Origin of the sequence: Nocardiopsis rhodophaea, from assembly GCF_039530945.1 — a bacterium.
GTDB lineage: Bacteria > Actinomycetota > Actinomycetes > Streptosporangiales > Streptosporangiaceae > Nocardiopsis_C > Nocardiopsis_C rhodophaea.
Genome location: NZ_BAAAPC010000009.1, coordinates 1 through 18491 on the forward strand (window position 1 = coordinate 1; position 18491 = coordinate 18491).

The following is an 18491-nucleotide window of genomic DNA, read 5'->3' on the forward strand; positions in this document are numbered from 1 at the left end:
GTGCCCCTACCGCCGCCGCTGCCGGAGGCCGTCCACATCAACCCGCCCCGCCCCGAGGGCGAGGGCAGCAACTCCGACCTGGGAGAACACGCGGCATAGAACGTCTCAACTGATTTGACAGCTTCCGCTCGGCGAAGCCGAGGGCGACGTTGGACGACGGGCACACCTCCAGGGGGAGCCGCCGGTCGCGGATCTCCGCGACGAGGTCGCCATCGTCGAGCACCCGGATCCCGTGTCCCAGGCGCTCCGCGCGCCCGAGCCCTATGGCCTCCCGGATGCTGGCGGGACCGCATGCCTCGCCAGCGTGGTGCACGATGTGCAGTCCAGCGTCCCGGGCAGCGCTGACGACCTCAGCGAACGGCGCGAGCGGAAAGCGCTCCTCACCGGCCATGCCGAGGCCGACCACCCCGCCGCCTCCGGAACCGCTGCCAGCGGCATATCGGGTGGCGAGGTCGAGGGTGCGTCGGGCCCGTTGCACGGAGCGTCGGCGGGAATGGTCGAGGATGACGCGGCATTCGATGTCGTGGGCCGCCTGTCCCTCGGCCAGCCCGTGGAGGACCGCCTCCAGAGGCATCTCCGGTTCGCTCAGCCGTTCGCCGTGTGCGGCGGCGGTGAAGGTGACTTCGGCGTAGCGTGTGCCCTGGGCGGCCTCATCCGCGCAGAATTCCCGGGCAATGCGGGCGAAGTCCTCGCGCCGGAGCAGGCAGCTGCGCACGAGCGCGTTGTGATCGGCGAACTGACGGAAACCGTTGAAGGCCCGACGCCCGTGGCCGGGAAGGTCGGGGATCTTTATCCCGTTGCCCGCGGCGATCTCGCGCAGGGTTGTCCACCGCACCGTGCTCTCCAGGTGGACATGCAGGTGGGCTTTGGGCAGACGAGCCAGGTCGCGCATGGCCGGGAGTGTAGGGAGTCGTCGGTCGCGTTGGCCACGTCTTTTCGCCTACCCTCGCCCGCATGTTCCGGGCAGGGTCCACGTCAACGTGTTCCCGCGTCCGCGGCGACGCGAGCCGTCACAAGGTAGTAATCGATCCAGCCTTCTCGGTAGCCGCGCAGCCAGTTGCGGCCCCAGCTGTTTCGGTGCTCGGTCTGGTCCATCCACGTGTCGAAGCCGCGCCAGACGTGGTCGCCGATCGATTCCGCGCGTACGTCGACGAAGCCCGCGTCGGCGAGACCGGTGGTGAACGAGCCCACCGGGCGCACCACGTCAACACCGCTACGCACGGTCGCGATCAGCGCGGCCAGGTGCGCCGGGCCCTGGCCATCAGGGCTGAAGAAGGTCGCCAGCGCAAGGCGCCCGCCGGGCCGCAGTACCCGATACGCCTCACGTGCGAAGGCGGTGAGACCGCCGAAGTGCTGAGCGGCCTCCACGGAGTAGATGCCGCTGAACGATCCGTCCGGCCAGGGCATGTCGAGCGCCGACCCCCGCTGAAACACCAGGCGCTTGGGATGGGCACGGAGTGTCTCGGAGTTGAGTCGTTCGGCGCGGGCCAACTGGTCAGGTGACAGGTCCAAACCGTGGACCTCGGCCGGATCGAATTCGCTCAGCACGAGGGCGCTTCCCACGCCGATACCGCATCCGACCTCCAGGAGGACATCGTCGGGGCCGATAGCGAGCCGCTGCGCCACCACCCGGTACAGGTCCTCCTGGCTGCGGGTGCGCTGGGCCACGGTTATGGGCTCGCCGGTGGCGAGAACGTCGTCGGCCCAGTATCCGAAGTTGATGAAGTTCCCTGAGAAGAGGGAGAACGAGCTCAGGTCCTCGACACCGTACATGGAGGCGAGCAGGGCGTCACGCCCCTCGGTGGGGGAGGTGTCGGTCATGGCAGGGCTTGTCCTCTCCGTGTCCGATGGCGGACACACAGCGTGGCCCGCACGGTCGATCACCCACTGGCCTGCCCCGACCACTCCCCAGAAAAACGGTGGGCCAACGGTTCGGCGCGGACGGCTCTCCACCGTGAGGGCATGGCAGAAAGAGTGGGGAAATCGCCCTTGCAGTCGCCTGACGGACACATCATGATCAGAGCCATGGCAAGCCGAACCGTCGTGATCCCGGTGTTCGATCATTTCCAATCTCTGGACGTGACCGGCCCTTTGGAGGTCTTCGACACCGCGAACCGGGTGGCGGGGGAGGACAGCACCAGCTCCCCGGACATCAACGCCGCGCACCACACAGCCTCCGCGTACAACATCGTCACCGCTTCCGTCGATGGCGCGGCGGCACGCAGCTCCAGCGGGCTCGCCATTGTTCCAACGACGTCGATCGACGAGGTCAGGGAGTTCGACACCCTCGTCGTTCCCGGCGGGGCAGGGGCGCACGCACCGAACCCGGAGCTGGTCGAGTGGCTGCGTGACAACGCCCCGCGCGCCCGCCGCGTGGCATCGGTGTGCACGGGGGCATTTCTCCTCGCCGAAGTCGGCCTGCTGACGGGGCGCCGGGCCACGACCCACTGGTCGCAGTGCGCCGCGCTCGCCGAGCGCTTCCCCGGCGTCACGGTGGAGCCCGACCCCATCTTCGTACGCGACGGACACATTGCCACGTCGGCAGGCGTCACCGCCGGCATCGATCTCTCCCTCGCCCTGGTCGAGGAAGACCTGGGCCGGTCGACGGCTCTGACCACCGCCCGCTATCTCGTCGTCTACCTGCGCCGACCCGGCAACCAGGCCCAGTTCAGCGCCCACCTGGCCGCCCAGACCGCCGCACGCGCACCACTGCGGGAACTCCAGCACTGGATCACCGGGAACCTTCACGCGGATCTGTCGGTGGAGGCGCTGGCCGCCCGCGTGCAACTGTCGCCGCGTCACTTCGCCCGCGTCTTCACCGCGGAGGTCGGAGTCACCCCCGGCCGCTACGTCGACCAGATGCGACTGGAGACGGCGCGACGCCTCCTGGAGGACAGCGACGGCGGAGTCGAGCGCACCGCCAATGCGTGCGGCTACGGAACGCCCGAGGCGATGCGGCGGGCGTTCCTCCGCGAACTGGGTGTCTCACCCGCCGAATACCGGCGCCGATTCCGCCCGGCGGCCCACTGACCGGGCGGACCACGGCCACATCAACGACACCGCGAACCAAACGAGCGTCACCTCGCATTGCACGACCGAACCGAAAGGAACGCACGTCCGCCATGCGTATCGCCATCCTGCTGTACAACGGAATCGCCGCACTCGACGCGGTCGGCCCCTACGAGGTACTCAGCCGCCTTCCCGGGGCGGAGGTAGTCCATGTCGGAGAGCGTCGAGGAGAAGTGCGCACCTGCGCCGGCACCCTCGGCCTGACCGCGGACGCCGAACTCGCCGACGTGCCCGACCCCGACATCATCGTCGTACCGGGTGGTCGTGGGCAGACCGACCTGATGGCCGAAGGGCCGGTGCACGAGTGGCTGCGCGGCGCCGACACCACCAGCACCTGGACCACCGCGGTATGCACAGGCTCGCTCATCCTGGCCGCGGCCGGACTCCTGCGTGGGCGGCGCGCCGCCTCCCACTGGCTCGCGCCGGGGGAATTGCCCGCGCTGGGCGCGGTGCCGTGCGAAGAGCGGGTCGTGTTCGACGGGAAGTACGTCACCGCCGCCGGAGTGTCGTCCGGCATCGACATGGCGCTGTCCCTGGCCGGGCGCATTGTTGGCGACAAGGCCGCCCAGGAGATCCAGCTCATGATCGAGTACGACCCTCAGCCACCGTATTCGGCTGGGTCACGTGTGACCGCACCGGCCGAGGCGGTCGCGGCCCTACGCGCCCGCAGCCGCTTCGCGGCCAGTCCGCAGTGACCCGGGGCACCCGATACCGGTCGCGGTGAATACGGGGCTCACGGCGGTTCACCCCCATCGATGATGATGCGTCTGGCCAGCTGGCGGTCGCACTCTCCGGCCAGGTCGGGATAGCGGGCGGCGATGGCCGCGTAAACGCGGCGGCGCAGCAGCAACTCGGCCTGGACACGGCCGACCCGGCCACGGAGCGCGGTCAGCAGGGAGTCATAGGGCGTGCGGGCGTGGCGCAGGTAGTTGACCTCCCAGCGGTGCCGGACCGCGATAGGAACGTCCTCCATCCGGGCCGGGGAAGGAAAAAGGCCCGGGGCTTCGGCGCCGGAGTCGACGCGACGGTTGCGGTGGGCCACCGCGTATTCGGTCAGCAGGCGTCGATCCAGATCGGGGATGTCGATGGGCGCCGCGCGGATCATCCCCAGGGTCGCCTCGCGCCGCCGCTCGGCGTTGTGCCGTGCGGCGGCGGCCCTGCGGGAAGCCTGCTCGGCGCGCGCCGCGAAGTCGGGGCCGGACTCAGCATCCTCGACTCGCGCGACCCGGTAGAGCGCCATGGGCGCGCCAGCGCGGAAAAGGGGGTTGGGCCGGATGTGGTCGGGCTCCCCAAGCAGGTCGCGGATCATCGCGGGCGACCATCCGCGGTGACGGAGGTCGGGCACGCTGAAAGAATCAGGGGCCGCGTGTTCGGGGGAGGGGGAAGCTGTCGGAGAAGAGACACGCATTGTGCCGAAGCACCCCTTCGTTACCGATGGGCGAGTGGAGCGGACAAGGGCGCTGCGTGCTCGGCACCGCTCCGCTGCTCAACGCGCCGCCCGGGACGGATGTCGATGGTGCTTCTTCGACGCTGCCACCACGCTAGAGGCACCGTCCCGCACGACTCCAGGCCGCAGTGCGTTTCTGTGGAAAAGCCGCCCCGACGGACAACGCCGTGCCTACCTGTCGTGGTCCTCCCGCAGCCCGCAAGCTGACGAAGTTCTGTCAGAAGGGCACACCCGCCCTGGTCTCGGCCCAGAGCTGGGACTACCGTCCGATACGGGATTCGCGGACGCCGCGGGGCCGCGCCGCGGCTCGGCCGTTCCGCTCGCTACACCGTGTGGTCCGGGGGAGAAAGCAATGGCCGTCGTCCGCGAACTGCGTGTCTTTCCGCTCAAGAGCATGGGCGGAATCTCGCTGACCAGTGCCGAGGTGTGTGCCACCGGGCTGGTCCACGACCGCGAATTCATGCTGATCCGCCCGGACCGGCGGCACATATCGCAGCGCGAGGCACCCAAACTCGCTCTATTGCGGCCCGACTACGACGGAGTGAAGCTCACCGTACACGCGCCGCACGCCGCGCTTCCCCTCATCCATGCGCCAGTGGATGGACCAGTGACAGAGGTGACCGTGCACGGGCGGCCATGCCGGGGCATCGATCAGGGCGACGCCCCGGCCGCGTGGTTCTCCGACGCGCTGGGGCGCCCCTGTCGCCTCGTCCGGTTCACCGGCGAACGCCGCACCCTGCGCAACGACGGATCGCTGCGGTTCGCGGACGGCTACCCGCTGTCGATCCTGTCCCGTGAGTCATTGGACGACCTGAACACACGTGTCGGCAGCCCACTGCCGATGGATCGTTTCCGACCCAACATCGTGCTGGAGGGCCTTGGGGCCTATGGCGAGGACACGGTGTCCACACTGCGCATCGGCACGGTCGAGATCGATCTGGTCCGCCCTTGCGCCCGCTGCGTGATCATCAACATCGACCAGGACTCGGCCCGCAAAGCGCCCGATCCCCTGCGCGCCCTGGCTGCCTACCGCACCCAGGCCTTCGACGGCAGTCCCGAAATCATGTTCGGCCGCCTCGGCGGCCCCCGCGCCCCGGGGGTGATCACGGTAGGGGATGCAGTCCGGGCGTCTGGATCGACGGGGGATGACGTCAGCGGCCCATCACCGGTTGCCCTGTAGTCTCCTCGTTGTCTCGTTCGGGGCATGCGGCATGGACGCAGCCCGGCCGTCCCCGCCACCGACGAGGCGCCGCGTGGCGTTCACGCTGGTCACCGGCCGCCAATGAGCGTGTCGGCGTGGGCCGGGAGCCGCGGCACCAGAACCGGTCGCTCCCCCTTCGGATCAGCGCCTCGAACGACCTGGTCGCCAAGCCGCCGGAGATGCAAGCCGAGGCCGCGCGAAGTGCTGCCCCGCTCCGGAATAGGGTTCGCGGCCCGCAGGTCGCGAGGCACCGGAAGGCCACCGAGGAAGCCAGCATGGCCTGCCGTCGGCGGCGCTTCCCATAGGTGCGCAGGGCCCTGGCCAGATGACCGGCATCCAGGCCCGATACGCGATCGACTTTCCCGAGCCCGCACAGTGGTCGGTGTGTGCCAGGCGAACCGGCGGTACCAGCGGCGGCGGTATCGCCGGGATGGCCGGTGGCTCGTCAGGCGCGGCAGCGCAGCATCACCAGTGGGGGATTGGCGAGGAAGTCCGCCCAGAAGTCCGCACCGAAGGTGCGCACGCCGACGTCGGAGACCTCCAGTGGGACCCAGGTCACCTCGGTAAACCCGGCCGCTTGTAAACACTCTTCGTAGGCCTCGCGGCGCGGGCAGGTGGTGACGAACTCAATCGGCGGGTCGAGCAGCGCCGTGATCCGCACTCGCGGTCCGAGCTCGGCCTCTTCGCCGGTCGGTTCGCAGAGGAAGCCGTACTTGCGCATGGACGGCCCGCCGAAGCGGTAATCGGGTGTCTGGGCGAGCACGAAGAACTCGGCGCCGGGCACCAGGCTCCGGTGCACGTTGCGGCACATGCGCTCCATGGCGGCGACGTCCTCCGCGTAGTTGAGCAGCTGGACCGCCGTAGCGATGTCGAAGCGCCGCCCGAGAGGCCGCAGTTCGGACACATCGCCCACCTCGTAGCGGACACCCAGCGGATCGCGCTCCTCGATCTCCCGTGCCGCGGCGACCATTTCATCGGAGATATCGACTCCAACCACCTCCGTGGCGCCGCGCCGCTTGAACTCCCTGCTGTAGAAGCCGGTGCCGCAGGCCAGATCGAGGACGGACGTGCCGCGCACGTCCCCGACCAGGGCCAGGAAGCCGGGTACCTCCGCGTAGTGCGCCAGCAGCAGAGATTTGAAGCCCTCGAAGGCCTCACCTATCTCGTCGTACTGCTGCACGCTCACCGTGCTGCCTCCCCTGTGCTTCGTTATGTCCTTGGCCTGGGCCCCGCCCCGGGGCACGCCGCCGTCTCTTGCGGCAGTCTCCCGTACCCCCGCAGGCCGTCGTAGTGGCGGAAGCCACAAAGATACGGACGTCGTCCTGGCCTCGTGTACGGAAACCGGGAAGCCTATGAGAGGGTGCGCGCCTGCGGGCGTGACCCCGCCCCGGCCGTCGTCTCGCGGCGGCATGCTGGGCAGTCGTGGCGTTCGACCGCGCTGGCGGCCTGCTCGGGTGTCCGCTCCATGCCGGACGCCTCTCAGAATCCTCTCGCACAACGTACGAGTTTAGAGAGGACTTTTGCGACCGATCACCGGGGAAATGGGGCACGATTGGGGGTTCTCGCGGTCCGCTCACAACCGTTCATTTACGACAATCACGGTGCGCGGAAATCGTTGGTTGGGGTGGGCGCCCGTGTCATATCGGCAGCGATCGGGGCGCTGGGGCGCCTCCGTCCTGACCATCTCCGTAGGTGTGCCCGACCGCCGCGCCTCGCCATGGCCAGCGGTCGAACGACTTTTCTGTGGCCGGAGAGCAACATGATGAGTTGAGACATCTATCCCGTTGTGCGAATCGGCATTTTATTGCCTCTGCCAGAGCTCAGTACGGTCGGATTCATGGAGTGGAAATTTCAGACTGCAGAAGAACTCGCGGCTGCCTTGCGTGCCAATGAAGTGACCTCGGCGGAACTGACCGACGAGGCGATTGCCCGTATCGAGCGCGACAACAAGGTGATCAACGCGATCTGTGTGCCGGACTTCGAGCGTGCGCGGGCCGCCGCGCGCGGTGCCGACCAGGAGCGCGCCCGCGGCGAGGTCCGGCCGCTGCTCGGTATTCCGGTGACGGTCAAAGACTCCTACAACATGGCGGGGCTGCCCACGACCTGGGGGATGCCGCAACACCGGGACTATGTGCCGGCCGAGGACGCGGTACAGGTGTCGCGGCTCAAGGCCGCGGGCGCGGTGGTGCTGGGCAAGACCAATGTGCCCTTGGGGCTGCAAGATATCCAGAGCTTCAACGAGATCTACGGCACCACTAACAATCCGTGGGATCATGCTCGCACGCCGGGCGGATCCTCCGGCGGATCAGCGGCGGCCCTGGCGTCCGGATTCTGCGCGCTGTCCATCGGCTCCGACCTCGCCGGTTCGCTGCGCACCCCCGCGCATTTCTGCGGCATCTACGCACACAAGCCGACACTCGGACTGGCGGCAACCCGCGGCATGGTCGCGCCGCCGGCACCGCCATTGCCGGTGGACCTCGACCTCGCCGTCGTCGGTCCAATGGCGCGCACCGCCCGCGACCTCACGCTCCTGCTCGACGTCATGGCCGGACCGGACCCACTGACGCTCGGCAAGGCGCACGACCTGACGCTGCCGCCCGCACGTCACGAGCGGCTCGGCGACTTCCGGGTCTTGGTCGTCGACGAGCATCCGCTCATTCCCACCGGGTCGGCTGTGCGCGCCGGCGTGAACCGGGTGGCCGACGCACTTAGCGACGACGGCGCCCACGTCGAACGGCACAGTCCGCTACTGCCCGACCTGGCCGAAGCCGCGACGCTCTACACGAAGTTGCTGTTCTCGGGCTCCGTTGCGCGTTTTCCCGTCGAAGCGTACGAGCAGCTGCGGACCCGCGCCGCCGGACTGAGCGCGGACGACCAGAGTCTCGACGCGGCGCGGCTGCGCGGGATGGTGTTCAGCCACCGCGACTGGATCGAGGCGAACAACCATCGCGAGCTCCACCGTCACGGCTGGCGGCAGCTCTTCGCCGAGTTCGACGCCGTGGTGTGCCCGATCACGCCGACTCCCGCGTTCCCGCACGACCACAACCCCGATCTGTTGGAACGCCGGATCGACATCGATGGCGTCTTGTACACGTACTTCGACCAGCTTGTCTGGGCCGGTCTGGCCACCATGCCTGGCCTGCCCGCCACTGCCATACCAGCGGGCCGATCCTCCGCGGGTCTGCCGGTGGGAGTGCAGCTCATCGGTCCGATGTTCGAGGACCGCACCCCGCTGCGGCTGGCCGAACTGCTGGAGCAGAAGATCGGCGGCTTCCAGGTACCGACATAGGGCGTACTACCGGGTGTCCGTCGAGGACGAGGTGCGGATGACAAACGAGGCTGGGGCCTGGCACCGAGCGCGGCGTCGACCATCTCGAAAGGCACGATCTGGGCGAGTTCGCCCAGATAGCCAGGGGCGGAGCGGAACGTCGCGGGTCGTGGCACAATGAGCGGGCAAGGGGTTTCTTGGTGTTGGCTGGGGTGAGATACAGCTGTTCTGCCAAGGAACCCCTTCTTCATGTGTCAAAGATCAGGGGCCGGGATTGACAGGGCAGGCCGGACTCCCTAACTGAACGACATTGCGTCTAGGGGTGGGCACCGACAGAGTCGCGAATCTGCTGGCCCATGGTGGAGGCTCCTTCCCGGGCGCAGTGGGCGCCGCAGAAGAATCGCCCCTCTACCTCGACTCCATGGCCGATGATCCGCGAGGCGCAGCGCTCGCATGTCGGGGCCAGTCGCTGAATGGCGCATTCGAAGCAGTCGAAGGTGTACCGGTCCCCGCTGACTGTCGTGACCTCGAACGCCATCCAGTAGTCGTTTCCGCAGGTGTCGCAGATAGCCATTGATACGTCCCTCCTCTCGGGACGCGCCTCGCTCAGACCCGTTCCCGACGAGTGTCTGGCCGTCGTGCCTCCGGTTCCCGACGACGGAAACGGAGCCGACCGGCATTACTACGTCCGAACCTAGTCAGTCGTCGGCGCATCCGCACGCATCCTGGCCGGGGTTATCGCGAATGGTGAGGGAGCATCTGTCAAGCGGAGGCGCAGGTGAGGGGCCGAGGGGAGGCGACAGAAGCGTATCTCCGGTCGCCCAAAGCACGGTCACACTTCTAGCCCCGGTGTTGATGCGCCTCCTGCGACTTCGACGCGCGCCCCACGACTTTCTCGTTTCCTCAAACTTCTCCATCATCCTCTCTATGACGGAAGTGATATTCATTTGCGTAAATGATCGCCTGTCGTGGGGTCCCGGTAGTTTTCGCGCAAAATCCAACGCTTAGCGTTCGACCCGGTCAGTAGTCCACGATGGCGCTGCGCGGCGTGATCCCCGGAGGGGCCGCTGCGGGCGCTAGCCAGGGGGTGTCCCAGAGCCGAGTTGCGGCGTCCCGAGAGTGTCCGCCGACGCGCGTGGCGCGGTCCGGCCCACGGTGCTGCCCACGCCACTCACTCAACCCATTTCGTTTCGTTGTAGAGTAACGTTATTTATTATACGTAATTAGTTTCGTGTACACGGAATTAAACCCCGAAGGGGTGGGAATCCTGACTTCCGATAAGCGGGCCTTATCGGAAGCCAGGACCCAACGGGGTGGGGCGGCGCCCCAGGAAGGCGGAGAAGCGTTGCAACGTTATTCAGCTCAGCGCCGGGAGGGGTGAAAACGAGATCGAGCCGCTGAGTCGCGCGGAGATCATTTGGGCCCCGGCGGGCGTGTCCTTACCTTCAGGCCACTCTGTTGTGCCGCTCATGGCAATTCTGTGGCCTCGATTTTTGCTAGCCTCCCACGGAAAAACGGACAAATCGCTCACCATGTCTGCGGGAAAGCGGATGGCCGGTGGTGGGCCAACCGGCCCACCACCGGCCATCACACATGTGACCAGCGATGACATCCCGCGCGCCGGTGAGCGGCAACCCACGCCGACGATCGGCGAGCACCGCTCGGGAGACGCGCGTTAGACCGCACGCAGCGCCGCGAGATGGTGGCGGCGCAGCAGCAGGATGACCACGGCCACCAGGCAGCAGGCAGCGCCCAGGGCGTAGGGGTACACGGGGCTGATGTCCTCACCGAGCTTGGTGGCGACAAATGGGGCGCAGGCCCCGCCCAGCCAGCGGACGAAGTTGTAGCCGGCGGAGGCCACAGGCCGCGGCGCGTCGGAGACCTCCATCGCGGCCTCGGTGAACACGGTGTTGTTCAGGCCGATGGGGATTCCCGTGGCGATCACCAGCACGATGAGGGCCGGGTGAACGTCGGCGAGCAGGGCGACGGCGATGGCGGCCTGCAGGAGCAGCAGGAGTGCGAGTGCGGTGTGCAGCGTGGGCACAGCGCCGATGCGGTGGTGCAGCCGCGGGGCGACGACCACCGAGGAGACGGCGACGAGGACACCCCACGCGAAGAAGACCGCGCCGATGCCGTAGGGCGACATGCCCAGCACGAAGGGGGTGAAGGCGAGAATGGTGAAGAAGGCGAAGTTGTAGAACAGCGCGGTGACGGCCGTGGTGGACAGCCCGCCGTGGGCCAGGGCGCGCAGGGGGTCGCTCAGTCGTGTCTTGGTGGTGGGGCGGGCGGGGGCGGTGAGCAGCGTGGCGATGAGGATGAAGCCGACCGCCATGAGGGTGGCAGTGCCGAAGAACGGGGCGCGCCAGTGCCAATCGCCCAGGACGGCCCCCAGGAGTGGGCCGGACGCGATGCCGACACCGAGAGCGGCTTCGTAGAGGATGATGGCGGCCTCCATGCCGCCGGAGGCCGAACCCACGATCACGGCCAGGGCGGTGGCGATGAACAGCGCGTTGCCCAGCCCCCAGCCCGCTCGGAAGCCGATGAGCTCGGCGACGGAGGCGGAGCTGCCGGACAGGGCTGCGAAGACGACGACAATGGCCAACCCGAGCAGCAGGGTGGCCTTGCCTCCGATCCGGCTGGAAATGAAGCCGGTGATCAGCATCGCGATCGCGGTGACCAGGAAGTAGCTGGTGAACAGCAGGGACACCTGGCTCGCGGAGGCGTCGAGCCCCTCGGCGATGGAGGGCAGGATCGGGTCGACCAGGCCGATGCCCATGAAGGCGACGACAGCGGCGAAGGCGGTGGCGTAAACGGACAGCGGCTGGTGCCACGGGCTGCGGTGGCGGGGTGGGGTGGATAAAGCAGTGGGTTCGGTGGCAGTCATCGTGCGTCAGTTCTCCTGGTTTTCCTGATCTTCCTGAGGAGTGCGGGCGGCGGGGGGCAGGGGATCCGGGGTCGGCGTTGCGGTGAGCTTGGCGAGGTGAGGCAGAGCGGCGGCGATCGTGGAGCGCTCGTCCTCGGTGAGGTGACTGAGGCGGGCCGCGAGGTGGTCGATGCGGGCCTGCCGGGCGGTCGCGAGGAGGTGGCGGCCGTGGTCGGTGAGCTCGACGACGACGGCGCGCCCGTCGGCGGCGTCGGTGCCGCGGTGAACGGTGCCCGCGGCCTCCAGCCGCGTGATGTGGGTGGTCATGGTGGGGGTGCGCACGCCGTGTTCACCAGCGAGGGCGGTGATGCGCCGCGGGCCGTGTTCCAGGGAGCTGAGGATGCTGATCTGGGGTGCGGACAGGAGATTGGGGTCGGTGGCGCGACGGATGAGGGTGACCAGGTCGCGCATGATGCGCGAGAGGTCATGGGCGATGTCGTGGGGTTCGGAGGACACGGCCGCGATCTTATGATTAGCTAGCCTAACTAAGCAAATCCCCGCACGCCTGACCACGCGGAACTGGCGGGGCAGTGCGACCCGCTTCGACGAGACCCCGGAGAGCTACGAGGCCGGACTGCACCTGTGCGGTGCGATGCTCTGGCTCCGCAGCCTCGCACCGCTCTCATAACCCGAACTCCAGACAGGCCCTAGCGGGGAAGTTCGCGGTCTGCATGCGACCGGCCAGCGATACGGCGAGCGGTGACGCGCTGCTCGGCGGTCCCACTCCGCCCGGTAAGGAGGCTCTAACGGGTTTGGAACAGCTGCTGCGCCAAGGACGCACGAGGGACACGGGCCTCGAATACCGGATCGTTCACCGGCGGCATCGACGGCAAGCGGTTCGACAACGGGTACGCTGACTGGCCTGTCCGCAGCCGCGTGCCTCCGGCGGGGGACATCGACCATGGAGTGCGGTCTCGACAACGGCGTCATCGTCGCGAGTGGCGCGCCCACATAGATGGCACGGTCCACGTGCCCAGGCGCATGTCCGGCGGGCATAGGACATGAAGATACCCAGGATCCTGCAGTGACCGCCTTGACGCGGGAACCCGCGGCGCCGACAGCTCCGCGCGTTGGTCCCCGCACGTCCCCTGCCCGGGCCATTGCCGGGCGCCCAGGAGGGGCGTCAGCACGAACGGGATGGCAACCAGAAGTCCCCATATATTCACCACCCGTTATTGCGGGAAGATTAGCGTCATTCGGGCCCTAACCCTCGTATATGCGGGAAGGCCTCATGTCCGCACGAAACCACCACGCCCGCACCCCCACACGCCGGGCTCTCGCCCTGATCAGAGGCGTCACGGCCACGGTGGTGGTGGCGGCCACCACCGTGGCCGCGCCACTCCCGGCTGCCGCCGCAGCCGCCCCCGAACGTGTCACCCTCTCGCCCACCGCCGACCCCAGCACCTCGCAGACCGTCACCTGGCGCACCCCCGACGACGGCGCACCCGTCCTGGAGATCGCGCCGACCGGTGCCACCGAACGTATCCGCCGCATCGAGGGCAAGCGCACCGGCGAGGCCTCAGGCGTCTACTACCGGGCCACCGCCGACGGGCTCGAACCCGCAAGCCAGTACCGCTACCGCGTCGGCGGCGCGGGCGGCGACTGGCACACCTTCACCACCGCCGCCGACAGCGCCGACCCCTTCACGTTCCTCTATTTCGGGGACGTCCAGAACGACATCACCCGCGGCGCCGCTCCCACCGTCAAGGCCGCCCTCGCCGACACCCCCGACGCCCGCCTCGCCCTCCACGCCGGAGACCTGGTCAACCAGGGCAGCGATGACGACGAGTGGGACGAGTGGTACGGCGCCTTCGCCCCCGCCACCGCTGCCATCAACCAGGTGGCCGCTCCTGGCAACCACGAGTACTCCGGCTCGCAGCTGAGCCCCCACTGGCCGTTGCAGTTCCCCGGCGCTGGAAACGGGCCCGACAACAAAGACCTGGACCACACCGCTTACTACACCGACTACCAGAACGTCCGGTTCATCGTGCTCAACGCCAGCTACACCAACGCTCCCTGGTTCTCCTACGCCGACTGGCTGGGGGACCAGGAACGCTGGCTGCGCGGCGTCCTGGACGACAACCCCAACCGCTGGACCGTCGTCACGTTCCACCAGCCGCTGTTCGCCAACCGCCCCGGCCGCGACAATGAACCTCTGCGGCGCTACTGGCTCGACGTCTTCGAGGACTACAACGTCGACCTCGTGTTGCAGGGCCACGACCACAGCTACGGCCGCGGCAACCTCGTCGCCAACCGCACCGACGACCCCGCTGTCCAGACCGGACCGGTCTACGTCGTCGCGGTGACCGGGCCCAAGATGTACGACGTCAGCGACACCAACTGGGTCCGCAACGGTGCTGAAGCCCGCGTCCAGCGCGCCGACACCCAGACCTACCAGGCCATCACGGTCGACGGTGAGCGGATGGACTACACCGCCTCCACCGCCGACGGCGAGGTGGTCGACGCCTTCACCATCACCAAGGGCGCCGGCGGCAAGCACGTGACCGACGTCTCCACGCCGCGCCACTAGCCGCTTCCGGCCGCTGCTACCACCGGGCACCAAGGGCACAGGCGAAAAACACCAGCTCTGGGTTCCTTAACCCTCGTGAGCGGTGGCGACACACTCCCCCGAGGCGACGAAGGCGACCCCCGTACCTAACGGCCCGTCCTCCACGGGGCGGACGATCGCCCCCCGGTAGCGGCGAGTGCGTCGTGCACGGCTTAGGCGTTGCCGGCTTGGAATTACAACGCGACGCCCAGGACCGGCGGCGGGCCGAGTCGAAGGCCGCGCCGGGCAGCGGTGGGCGGATCGCGAAGGGGAGCAGGAAGCCCGCCAGCGTGACCTGGGAGGGGTCCTCGAAGATCACGCTGGCGGGGAGCGGCCGCGGGTGAACTGGGGACCGTTGCCTGCCCCCCGTTCACCGGCCCTCGCCGAAGGTGACGGGACACGGTATACAGCTCGCCGTCGCAGCACGACATGCCGTGATGGTGCGGGAAACCTCTGGGCCTCCTCGGCCAAGTCGATATCACGAAAGACAAAGCCGTGAACGCCGCGGGGTCTGAAGGGTGCGGCTGTGTTCATCGGCACTCCGCGGCGGGTCTTTTCGGCCGGAGTCATCCTTCCGGTGATCGTCTCGACTGGGACGTACAGGCCACACGGGACCGATACTCCCAGGCCATCGAACTCACCTCCGCGGACCGCGTGCCGCCTCCGAGCACCGAAACGTCGGCAGTGACGCGATGAGCTGATCCCCCGGGGTGCGAGGATCACCTACCCTGGTGTAGCGGCCGCCGGTCAGCAAACCCTCTTCGACGAGATGGCCCCTACGCCGCCACCGCTTCCGTCTCGGGGCGGCCGGAGTGCGCGTCGGGTACGCGCGCCTGCGCGCCACAGTCGAGTCGGCCTGCATCGTCCACGACTTTTGGTGTGCCTCTGACTCGCCTTGCCACTCGACCACCCGAGGGTCGCCGACCTCCGACATGAAGGGCGCCCCCACCGCGCCACCCCTGCGTTTGGAACAGGCCCCGATCTTGTCGTGGCCACGTACCGGCAGGCGCTCCGGCACCCCGCCCCGCTCCCGACACGGACACGCACCACCAACCAGCATCACCCTGCACAAGCTGCACAAGGAGAAGAAACATGGCCCTCAACCCCACCGACGCGTCGAACGGCTTCGAAGATTTGCCGCTACGGCGGGAGCTGCTCGACGCTATCGCCGGACTGGGGTACGAGCAGCCCACTCCCATCCAGCGTGAAGCGATCCCGCACCTCGTCGAGGGCCGTGATCTGCTCGGCCAAGCTGCCACAGGTACCGGCAAGACAGCCGCGTTCGCCCTCCCGGTGCTCCAGCGCTTGCGCACCGACCGTGACAGGAGCGTGCCCGTCGCGCTGATCCTGGTCCCGACACGCGAACTCGCCGTCCAGGTCTCCGAGGCGGTCGACAGCTACGGTCGCTCCCTGCGCGCTCGGGTGCTCCCGGTCTACGGCGGCACGCCGATCGGCCGACAGCTCCGGAGCCTTGAGCGCGGCGTCGACGTCGTGGTTGCCACCCCGGGCCGCGCACTGGACCACCTGCGCCGGGGCACACTGCCGCTGGACGCCCTTGAGATGGTCATCCTCGACGAGGCCGACGAGATGCTCGACATGGGCTTCGCCGAGGACATCGAGGCCATCCTGGATGAGACGCCGCCGAACTGCCAGACGGTGCTGTTCTCGGCGACGATGCCGGCGCGCATCGACGCGATGGCCCGCCGCCACCAGAGCGACCCCGTGCGGATCCAGATCGCACGCGAGGAGCAGGCCCCGGGCGAGCAGCCGCGGGTGCGTCAAGCCGCCTACGTCGTTCCGCGCGGGTACAGACCAGCGGCGCTGGGTCGGTTGCTGGACGCCGAGCGGCCCGCCGCCGCGATCGTCTTCTGCCGCACCCGCGAAGAGGTCGATCAGCTCACCAGCGCCATGAACGAGCGGGGGCACCGTGCCGAGGCCCTGCATGGCGGCATGAGCCAGGAGCAGCGTGACCGCGTCATGGGGCGGCTGCGCGGCGGATCGGCCAACCTGCTGGTGGCCACCGACGTCGCGGCGCGTGGGCTCGACATCGACCAGCTCACGCACGTGGTCAACTACAGCGTCCCCTCGGCGCCGGAGTCCTATGTGCACCGCGTGGGCCGGGTCGGGCGGGCCGGTCGCGAGGGTGTGGCGGTCACTCTGATGGAGCCACGCGAGCACCGCGCGCTCAAGAACATCCGGCGGGCGACCGGCTACGCGATTCCCGTGGAGGAGGTGCCGACCGTTGCGGACATGCGGGCCCGGCGCCTGGAACTGACCCGTGCCGCTCTGCTGGAGAACCTGGGCGAGGACGGTGGACTGGAGGAGTTCCGTTCGGTACTCGAATCCCTCAGCGAGGAGTACGACGTGGCGGACGTCGCCCTGACGGCGATGAAGCTCGCTCACGAGGCGCTCCACCCGACGAGTGACGAGCGGGACATTCCCACGGTCTCCCTCAAGCCGGACCCCGACAAGCGCGGCCGGCGGGGCACGGCCCCGCAGGGCGACCGGCGCGGTGAGGCGCGCGGCGAGCGGCGCCCCCGTGGAGGATCGGCGGGGGTGACCCGCCTGTTCGTCAGCGCCGGGCGGAGCGCGAAGGTCCGACCGCAGGACCTGGTCGGAGCGATCGCCGGTGAGGCGGGCCTCAGCGGGCGCGACATCGGAGCCATCGAAATCGCGGACCGCTTTTCGCTGGTGGAGGTCCCGGCGGCCGACGCCGACCGGGTTATCGCCGCGATGAAGGGCACCACCATCAAGGGGCGCAAGACCTTGGTCCGCCGCGACGCCCGCCAGCCGGGGGCCGCGCGGGAGCGGATGGTCCGCTAGAGGCCCAGTTGCCGACGGATTGTCCGTCGGCAACGCGCGGGCCCGCTCACGGCGTCGACCAGGCCGCGGAGGCATGGCCACCGGCATGGATCCGTCTCAGGTCTCCCGCTGCGGCAGGTGGCGGGGCACGGCCCGGAGGCCTTCTCCCGTGTCGGGGAGTTGGTGGCCGTTCTCGCAGATCAAGGCAGTTCGGATGCGACCGCCGCAGTCCGCGTGGTGAAGATGGAGCGGCGGCCCCTCGGGGCCGGCGAGGTGGCGGTCGCCCCACTGCATGAGGGCGGTCAGCACCGGTCGTAGCTCACGCCCGGCGTCGGTGAGCTCGTACTCGTACCGCGGGCGGGTCCCCTTCTCCTGGTACTCCTTGCGCCGGAGGATCCCGGCGTCGACGAGGCGGCGCAGCCGCTCGGTGAGCACCGCGCGCGGCGCGCCGGTGGCGTTGTGGATCAGGTCGAATCGGCGCACGCCGAGGAAGACCTCCCGCAGCACCAGCAGCGACCAGCGTTCCCCGACCACGTCCAGTGTTCGGGCCACCGAGCACACCCGGGGATCGGGCATTCCGGCATCCTCCTCATTTTTTCTGATCATCTGAGTTCAATTTTCAAACTTAGATGATACGGTGCTTCTCATGAGTAACCAAGAGACGCCCGTGACGCCGGAGGAATGGGGCGAGCCCCGGACCAAGACCGTGACGTGGCACGACCCGTTCGCCACGGCCCAGGCCGGCGCGCAGATGGCGGGACTTGACTACCTCCGGGCCGTCGCGGCGGGCGAACTCCCGCCCGCGCCCATTAGCACGCTCCTCGGCAACGGTTTCAACGGCATGGTGGCCGAGAAGGGCGAGGTCTCGATGGCCTGCACGCCCGACGAGTCGGTCTACAACCCCATCGGGCTCGTCCACGGCGGCGTGGTGTGCACTCTGCTCGACTCCGTGATCGGCTGCGCAGTCCACACCACCCTGCCCGCCGGGACCGGATACTCCTCGATCGAACTCAAGGTCAACTACCTGCGCCCGATCCACGCCCACACCGGAGAGATCCGGGCCCGCGGCTGGGTCACCAAGCCGGGCAGTCGCGTCGCCTTCGGCGAGGGGGAGGTAACCGATGCCGAAGGAAAGGTGCTCGCTACGGCGTCCGGAAGTTGCCTGGTCTTCGAGTTGTCAGCTTCTTAGTCCTAAAGGACCTAGCTTGCAGCTAAACGCCTGACTGGCTGTTA

At 68.5% G+C, this 18491-nt stretch carries 15 protein-coding genes; 7 read left to right on the forward strand and 8 right to left on the reverse strand.

Translation table 11 applies throughout. The features are described 5' to 3' along the window. Positions 1 to 37: 37 nt before the first annotated feature. Positions 38 to 892, reverse strand: coding sequence for an adenosine deaminase family protein (locus ABD259_RS11530; RefSeq protein ID WP_344162135.1), 855 nt, complete (start codon positions 890 to 892; stop codon positions 38 to 40). 83 nt (positions 893 to 975) lie between these two features. Next, positions 976 to 1821, reverse strand: coding sequence for a class I SAM-dependent methyltransferase (locus ABD259_RS11535; protein ID WP_344162138.1), 846 nt, complete (start codon positions 1819 to 1821; stop codon positions 976 to 978). Between the two features lie 204 nt (positions 1822 to 2025). Here ABD259_RS11535 and ABD259_RS11540 point away from each other — a divergent pair, with 204 nt between their 5' ends. Together ABD259_RS11540 and ABD259_RS11545 are read left to right on the forward strand one after the other, a co-directional pair. After that, positions 2026 to 3030, forward strand: a complete 1005-nt coding sequence (locus ABD259_RS11540; RefSeq protein WP_344162141.1) for a GlxA family transcriptional regulator — start codon at positions 2026 to 2028, stop codon at positions 3028 to 3030. A gap of 92 nt (positions 3031 to 3122) precedes the next feature. Next, positions 3123 to 3764 carry a DJ-1/PfpI family protein gene (locus ABD259_RS11545; protein ID WP_344162144.1) on the forward strand — a complete coding sequence of 214 codons (642 nt, stop codon included), beginning with the start codon at positions 3123 to 3125 and terminating at the stop codon, positions 3762 to 3764. Positions 3765 to 3802: 38 nt separating this feature from the next. On the opposite strand, the gene ABD259_RS11550 is transcribed toward ABD259_RS11545, so the two are convergent. Further along, positions 3803 to 4414, reverse strand: a complete 612-nt coding sequence (locus ABD259_RS11550; protein WP_344162147.1) for a hypothetical protein — start codon at positions 4412 to 4414, stop codon at positions 3803 to 3805. 454 nt (positions 4415 to 4868) lie between these two features. On the opposite strand from ABD259_RS11550, the gene ABD259_RS11555 reads away from it, so the two are divergent. Further along, positions 4869 to 5696: an MOSC domain-containing protein gene (locus ABD259_RS11555; protein ID WP_344162150.1), complete on the forward strand. Its 828-nt coding sequence runs from the start codon at positions 4869 to 4871 to the stop codon at positions 5694 to 5696. Positions 5697 to 6162: 466 nt separating this feature from the next. Here the strand turns inward: ABD259_RS11555 and ABD259_RS11560 are convergent, their stop codons facing one another. Beyond that, positions 6163 to 6903: a class I SAM-dependent methyltransferase gene (locus ABD259_RS11560; RefSeq protein ID WP_344162153.1), complete on the reverse strand. Its 741-nt coding sequence runs from the start codon at positions 6901 to 6903 to the stop codon at positions 6163 to 6165. Positions 6904 to 7554: 651 nt separating this feature from the next. On the opposite strand from ABD259_RS11560, the gene ABD259_RS11565 reads away from it, so the two are divergent. Beyond that, on the forward strand, positions 7555 to 9006 hold the full coding sequence (locus tag ABD259_RS11565) for an amidase (RefSeq protein ID WP_344162156.1): 1452 nt from the start codon (positions 7555 to 7557) through the stop codon (positions 9004 to 9006). Positions 9007 to 9301: 295 nt separating this feature from the next. Here the strand turns inward: ABD259_RS11565 and ABD259_RS11570 are convergent, their stop codons facing one another. The 3 genes from ABD259_RS11570 to ABD259_RS11580 form a co-directional block, all read right to left on the reverse strand. Next, positions 9302 to 9559 (reverse strand): Prokaryotic metallothionein, encoded by a 258-nt coding sequence (locus tag ABD259_RS11570; protein WP_344109306.1) that lies wholly within the window; start codon positions 9557 to 9559, stop codon positions 9302 to 9304. Positions 9560 to 10660: 1101 nt separating this feature from the next. Continuing rightward, a complete protein-coding gene (locus ABD259_RS11575) occupies positions 10661 to 11869 on the reverse strand; it encodes an MFS transporter (RefSeq protein WP_344162159.1) in 1209 nt (402 codons plus the stop codon). 6 nt (positions 11870 to 11875) lie between these two features. Beyond that, on the reverse strand, positions 11876 to 12364 hold the full coding sequence (locus ABD259_RS11580; protein ID WP_344162162.1) for a MarR family winged helix-turn-helix transcriptional regulator: 489 nt from the start codon (positions 12362 to 12364) through the stop codon (positions 11876 to 11878). A 775-nt stretch (positions 12365 to 13139) separates the two neighbouring features. On the opposite strand from ABD259_RS11580, the gene ABD259_RS11585 reads away from it, so the two are divergent. Further along, on the forward strand, positions 13140 to 14438 hold the full coding sequence (locus ABD259_RS11585) for a purple acid phosphatase family protein (protein WP_344162165.1): 1299 nt from the start codon (positions 13140 to 13142) through the stop codon (positions 14436 to 14438). 1110 nt (positions 14439 to 15548) lie between these two features. Further along, positions 15549 to 17279, forward strand: coding sequence for a DEAD/DEAH box helicase (locus tag ABD259_RS11590; RefSeq protein WP_344162168.1), 1731 nt, complete (start codon positions 15549 to 15551; stop codon positions 17277 to 17279). A gap of 96 nt (positions 17280 to 17375) precedes the next feature. Here the strand turns inward: ABD259_RS11590 and ABD259_RS11595 are convergent, their stop codons facing one another. After that, positions 17376 to 17834: a winged helix-turn-helix transcriptional regulator gene (locus ABD259_RS11595; protein ID WP_344162171.1), complete on the reverse strand. Its 459-nt coding sequence runs from the start codon at positions 17832 to 17834 to the stop codon at positions 17376 to 17378. A 70-nt stretch (positions 17835 to 17904) separates the two neighbouring features. Between ABD259_RS11595 and ABD259_RS11600 the strand changes: the two genes are divergently transcribed. Next, positions 17905 to 18447, forward strand: coding sequence for a PaaI family thioesterase (locus tag ABD259_RS11600; RefSeq protein ID WP_344162174.1), 543 nt, complete (start codon positions 17905 to 17907; stop codon positions 18445 to 18447). The last annotated feature ends 44 nt before the right edge of the window (positions 18448 to 18491 follow it).

Bases quoted from the DNA above. Each gene is read 5' to 3' on its own strand.
- ABD259_RS11530 (WP_344162135.1), bottom strand. From the start codon at position 892: ATGCGCGACCTGGCTCGTCTGCCCAAAGCCCACCTGCATGTCCACCTG.
- ABD259_RS11535 (WP_344162138.1), bottom strand. From the start codon at position 1,821: ATGACCGACACCTCCCCCACCGAGGGGCGTGACGCCCTGCTCGCCTCC.
- ABD259_RS11540 (WP_344162141.1), top strand. From the start codon at position 2,026: ATGGCAAGCCGAACCGTCGTGATCCCGGTGTTCGATCATTTCCAATCT.
- ABD259_RS11545 (WP_344162144.1), top strand. From the start codon at position 3,123: ATGCGTATCGCCATCCTGCTGTACAACGGAATCGCCGCACTCGACGCG.
- ABD259_RS11555 (WP_344162150.1), top strand. From the start codon at position 4,869: ATGGCCGTCGTCCGCGAACTGCGTGTCTTTCCGCTCAAGAGCATGGGC.
- ABD259_RS11565 (WP_344162156.1), top strand. From the start codon at position 7,555: ATGGAGTGGAAATTTCAGACTGCAGAAGAACTCGCGGCTGCCTTGCGT.
- ABD259_RS11570 (WP_344109306.1), bottom strand. From the start codon at position 9,559: ATGGCTATCTGCGACACCTGCGGAAACGACTACTGGATGGCGTTCGAG.
- ABD259_RS11575 (WP_344162159.1), bottom strand. From the start codon at position 11,869: ATGACTGCCACCGAACCCACTGCTTTATCCACCCCACCCCGCCACCGC.
- ABD259_RS11585 (WP_344162165.1), top strand. From the start codon at position 13,140: ATGTCCGCACGAAACCACCACGCCCGCACCCCCACACGCCGGGCTCTC.
- ABD259_RS11590 (WP_344162168.1), top strand. From the start codon at position 15,549: ATGGCCCTCAACCCCACCGACGCGTCGAACGGCTTCGAAGATTTGCCG.
- ABD259_RS11595 (WP_344162171.1), bottom strand. From the start codon at position 17,834: ATGCCCGATCCCCGGGTGTGCTCGGTGGCCCGAACACTGGACGTGGTC.
- ABD259_RS11600 (WP_344162174.1), top strand. From the start codon at position 17,905: ATGAGTAACCAAGAGACGCCCGTGACGCCGGAGGAATGGGGCGAGCCC.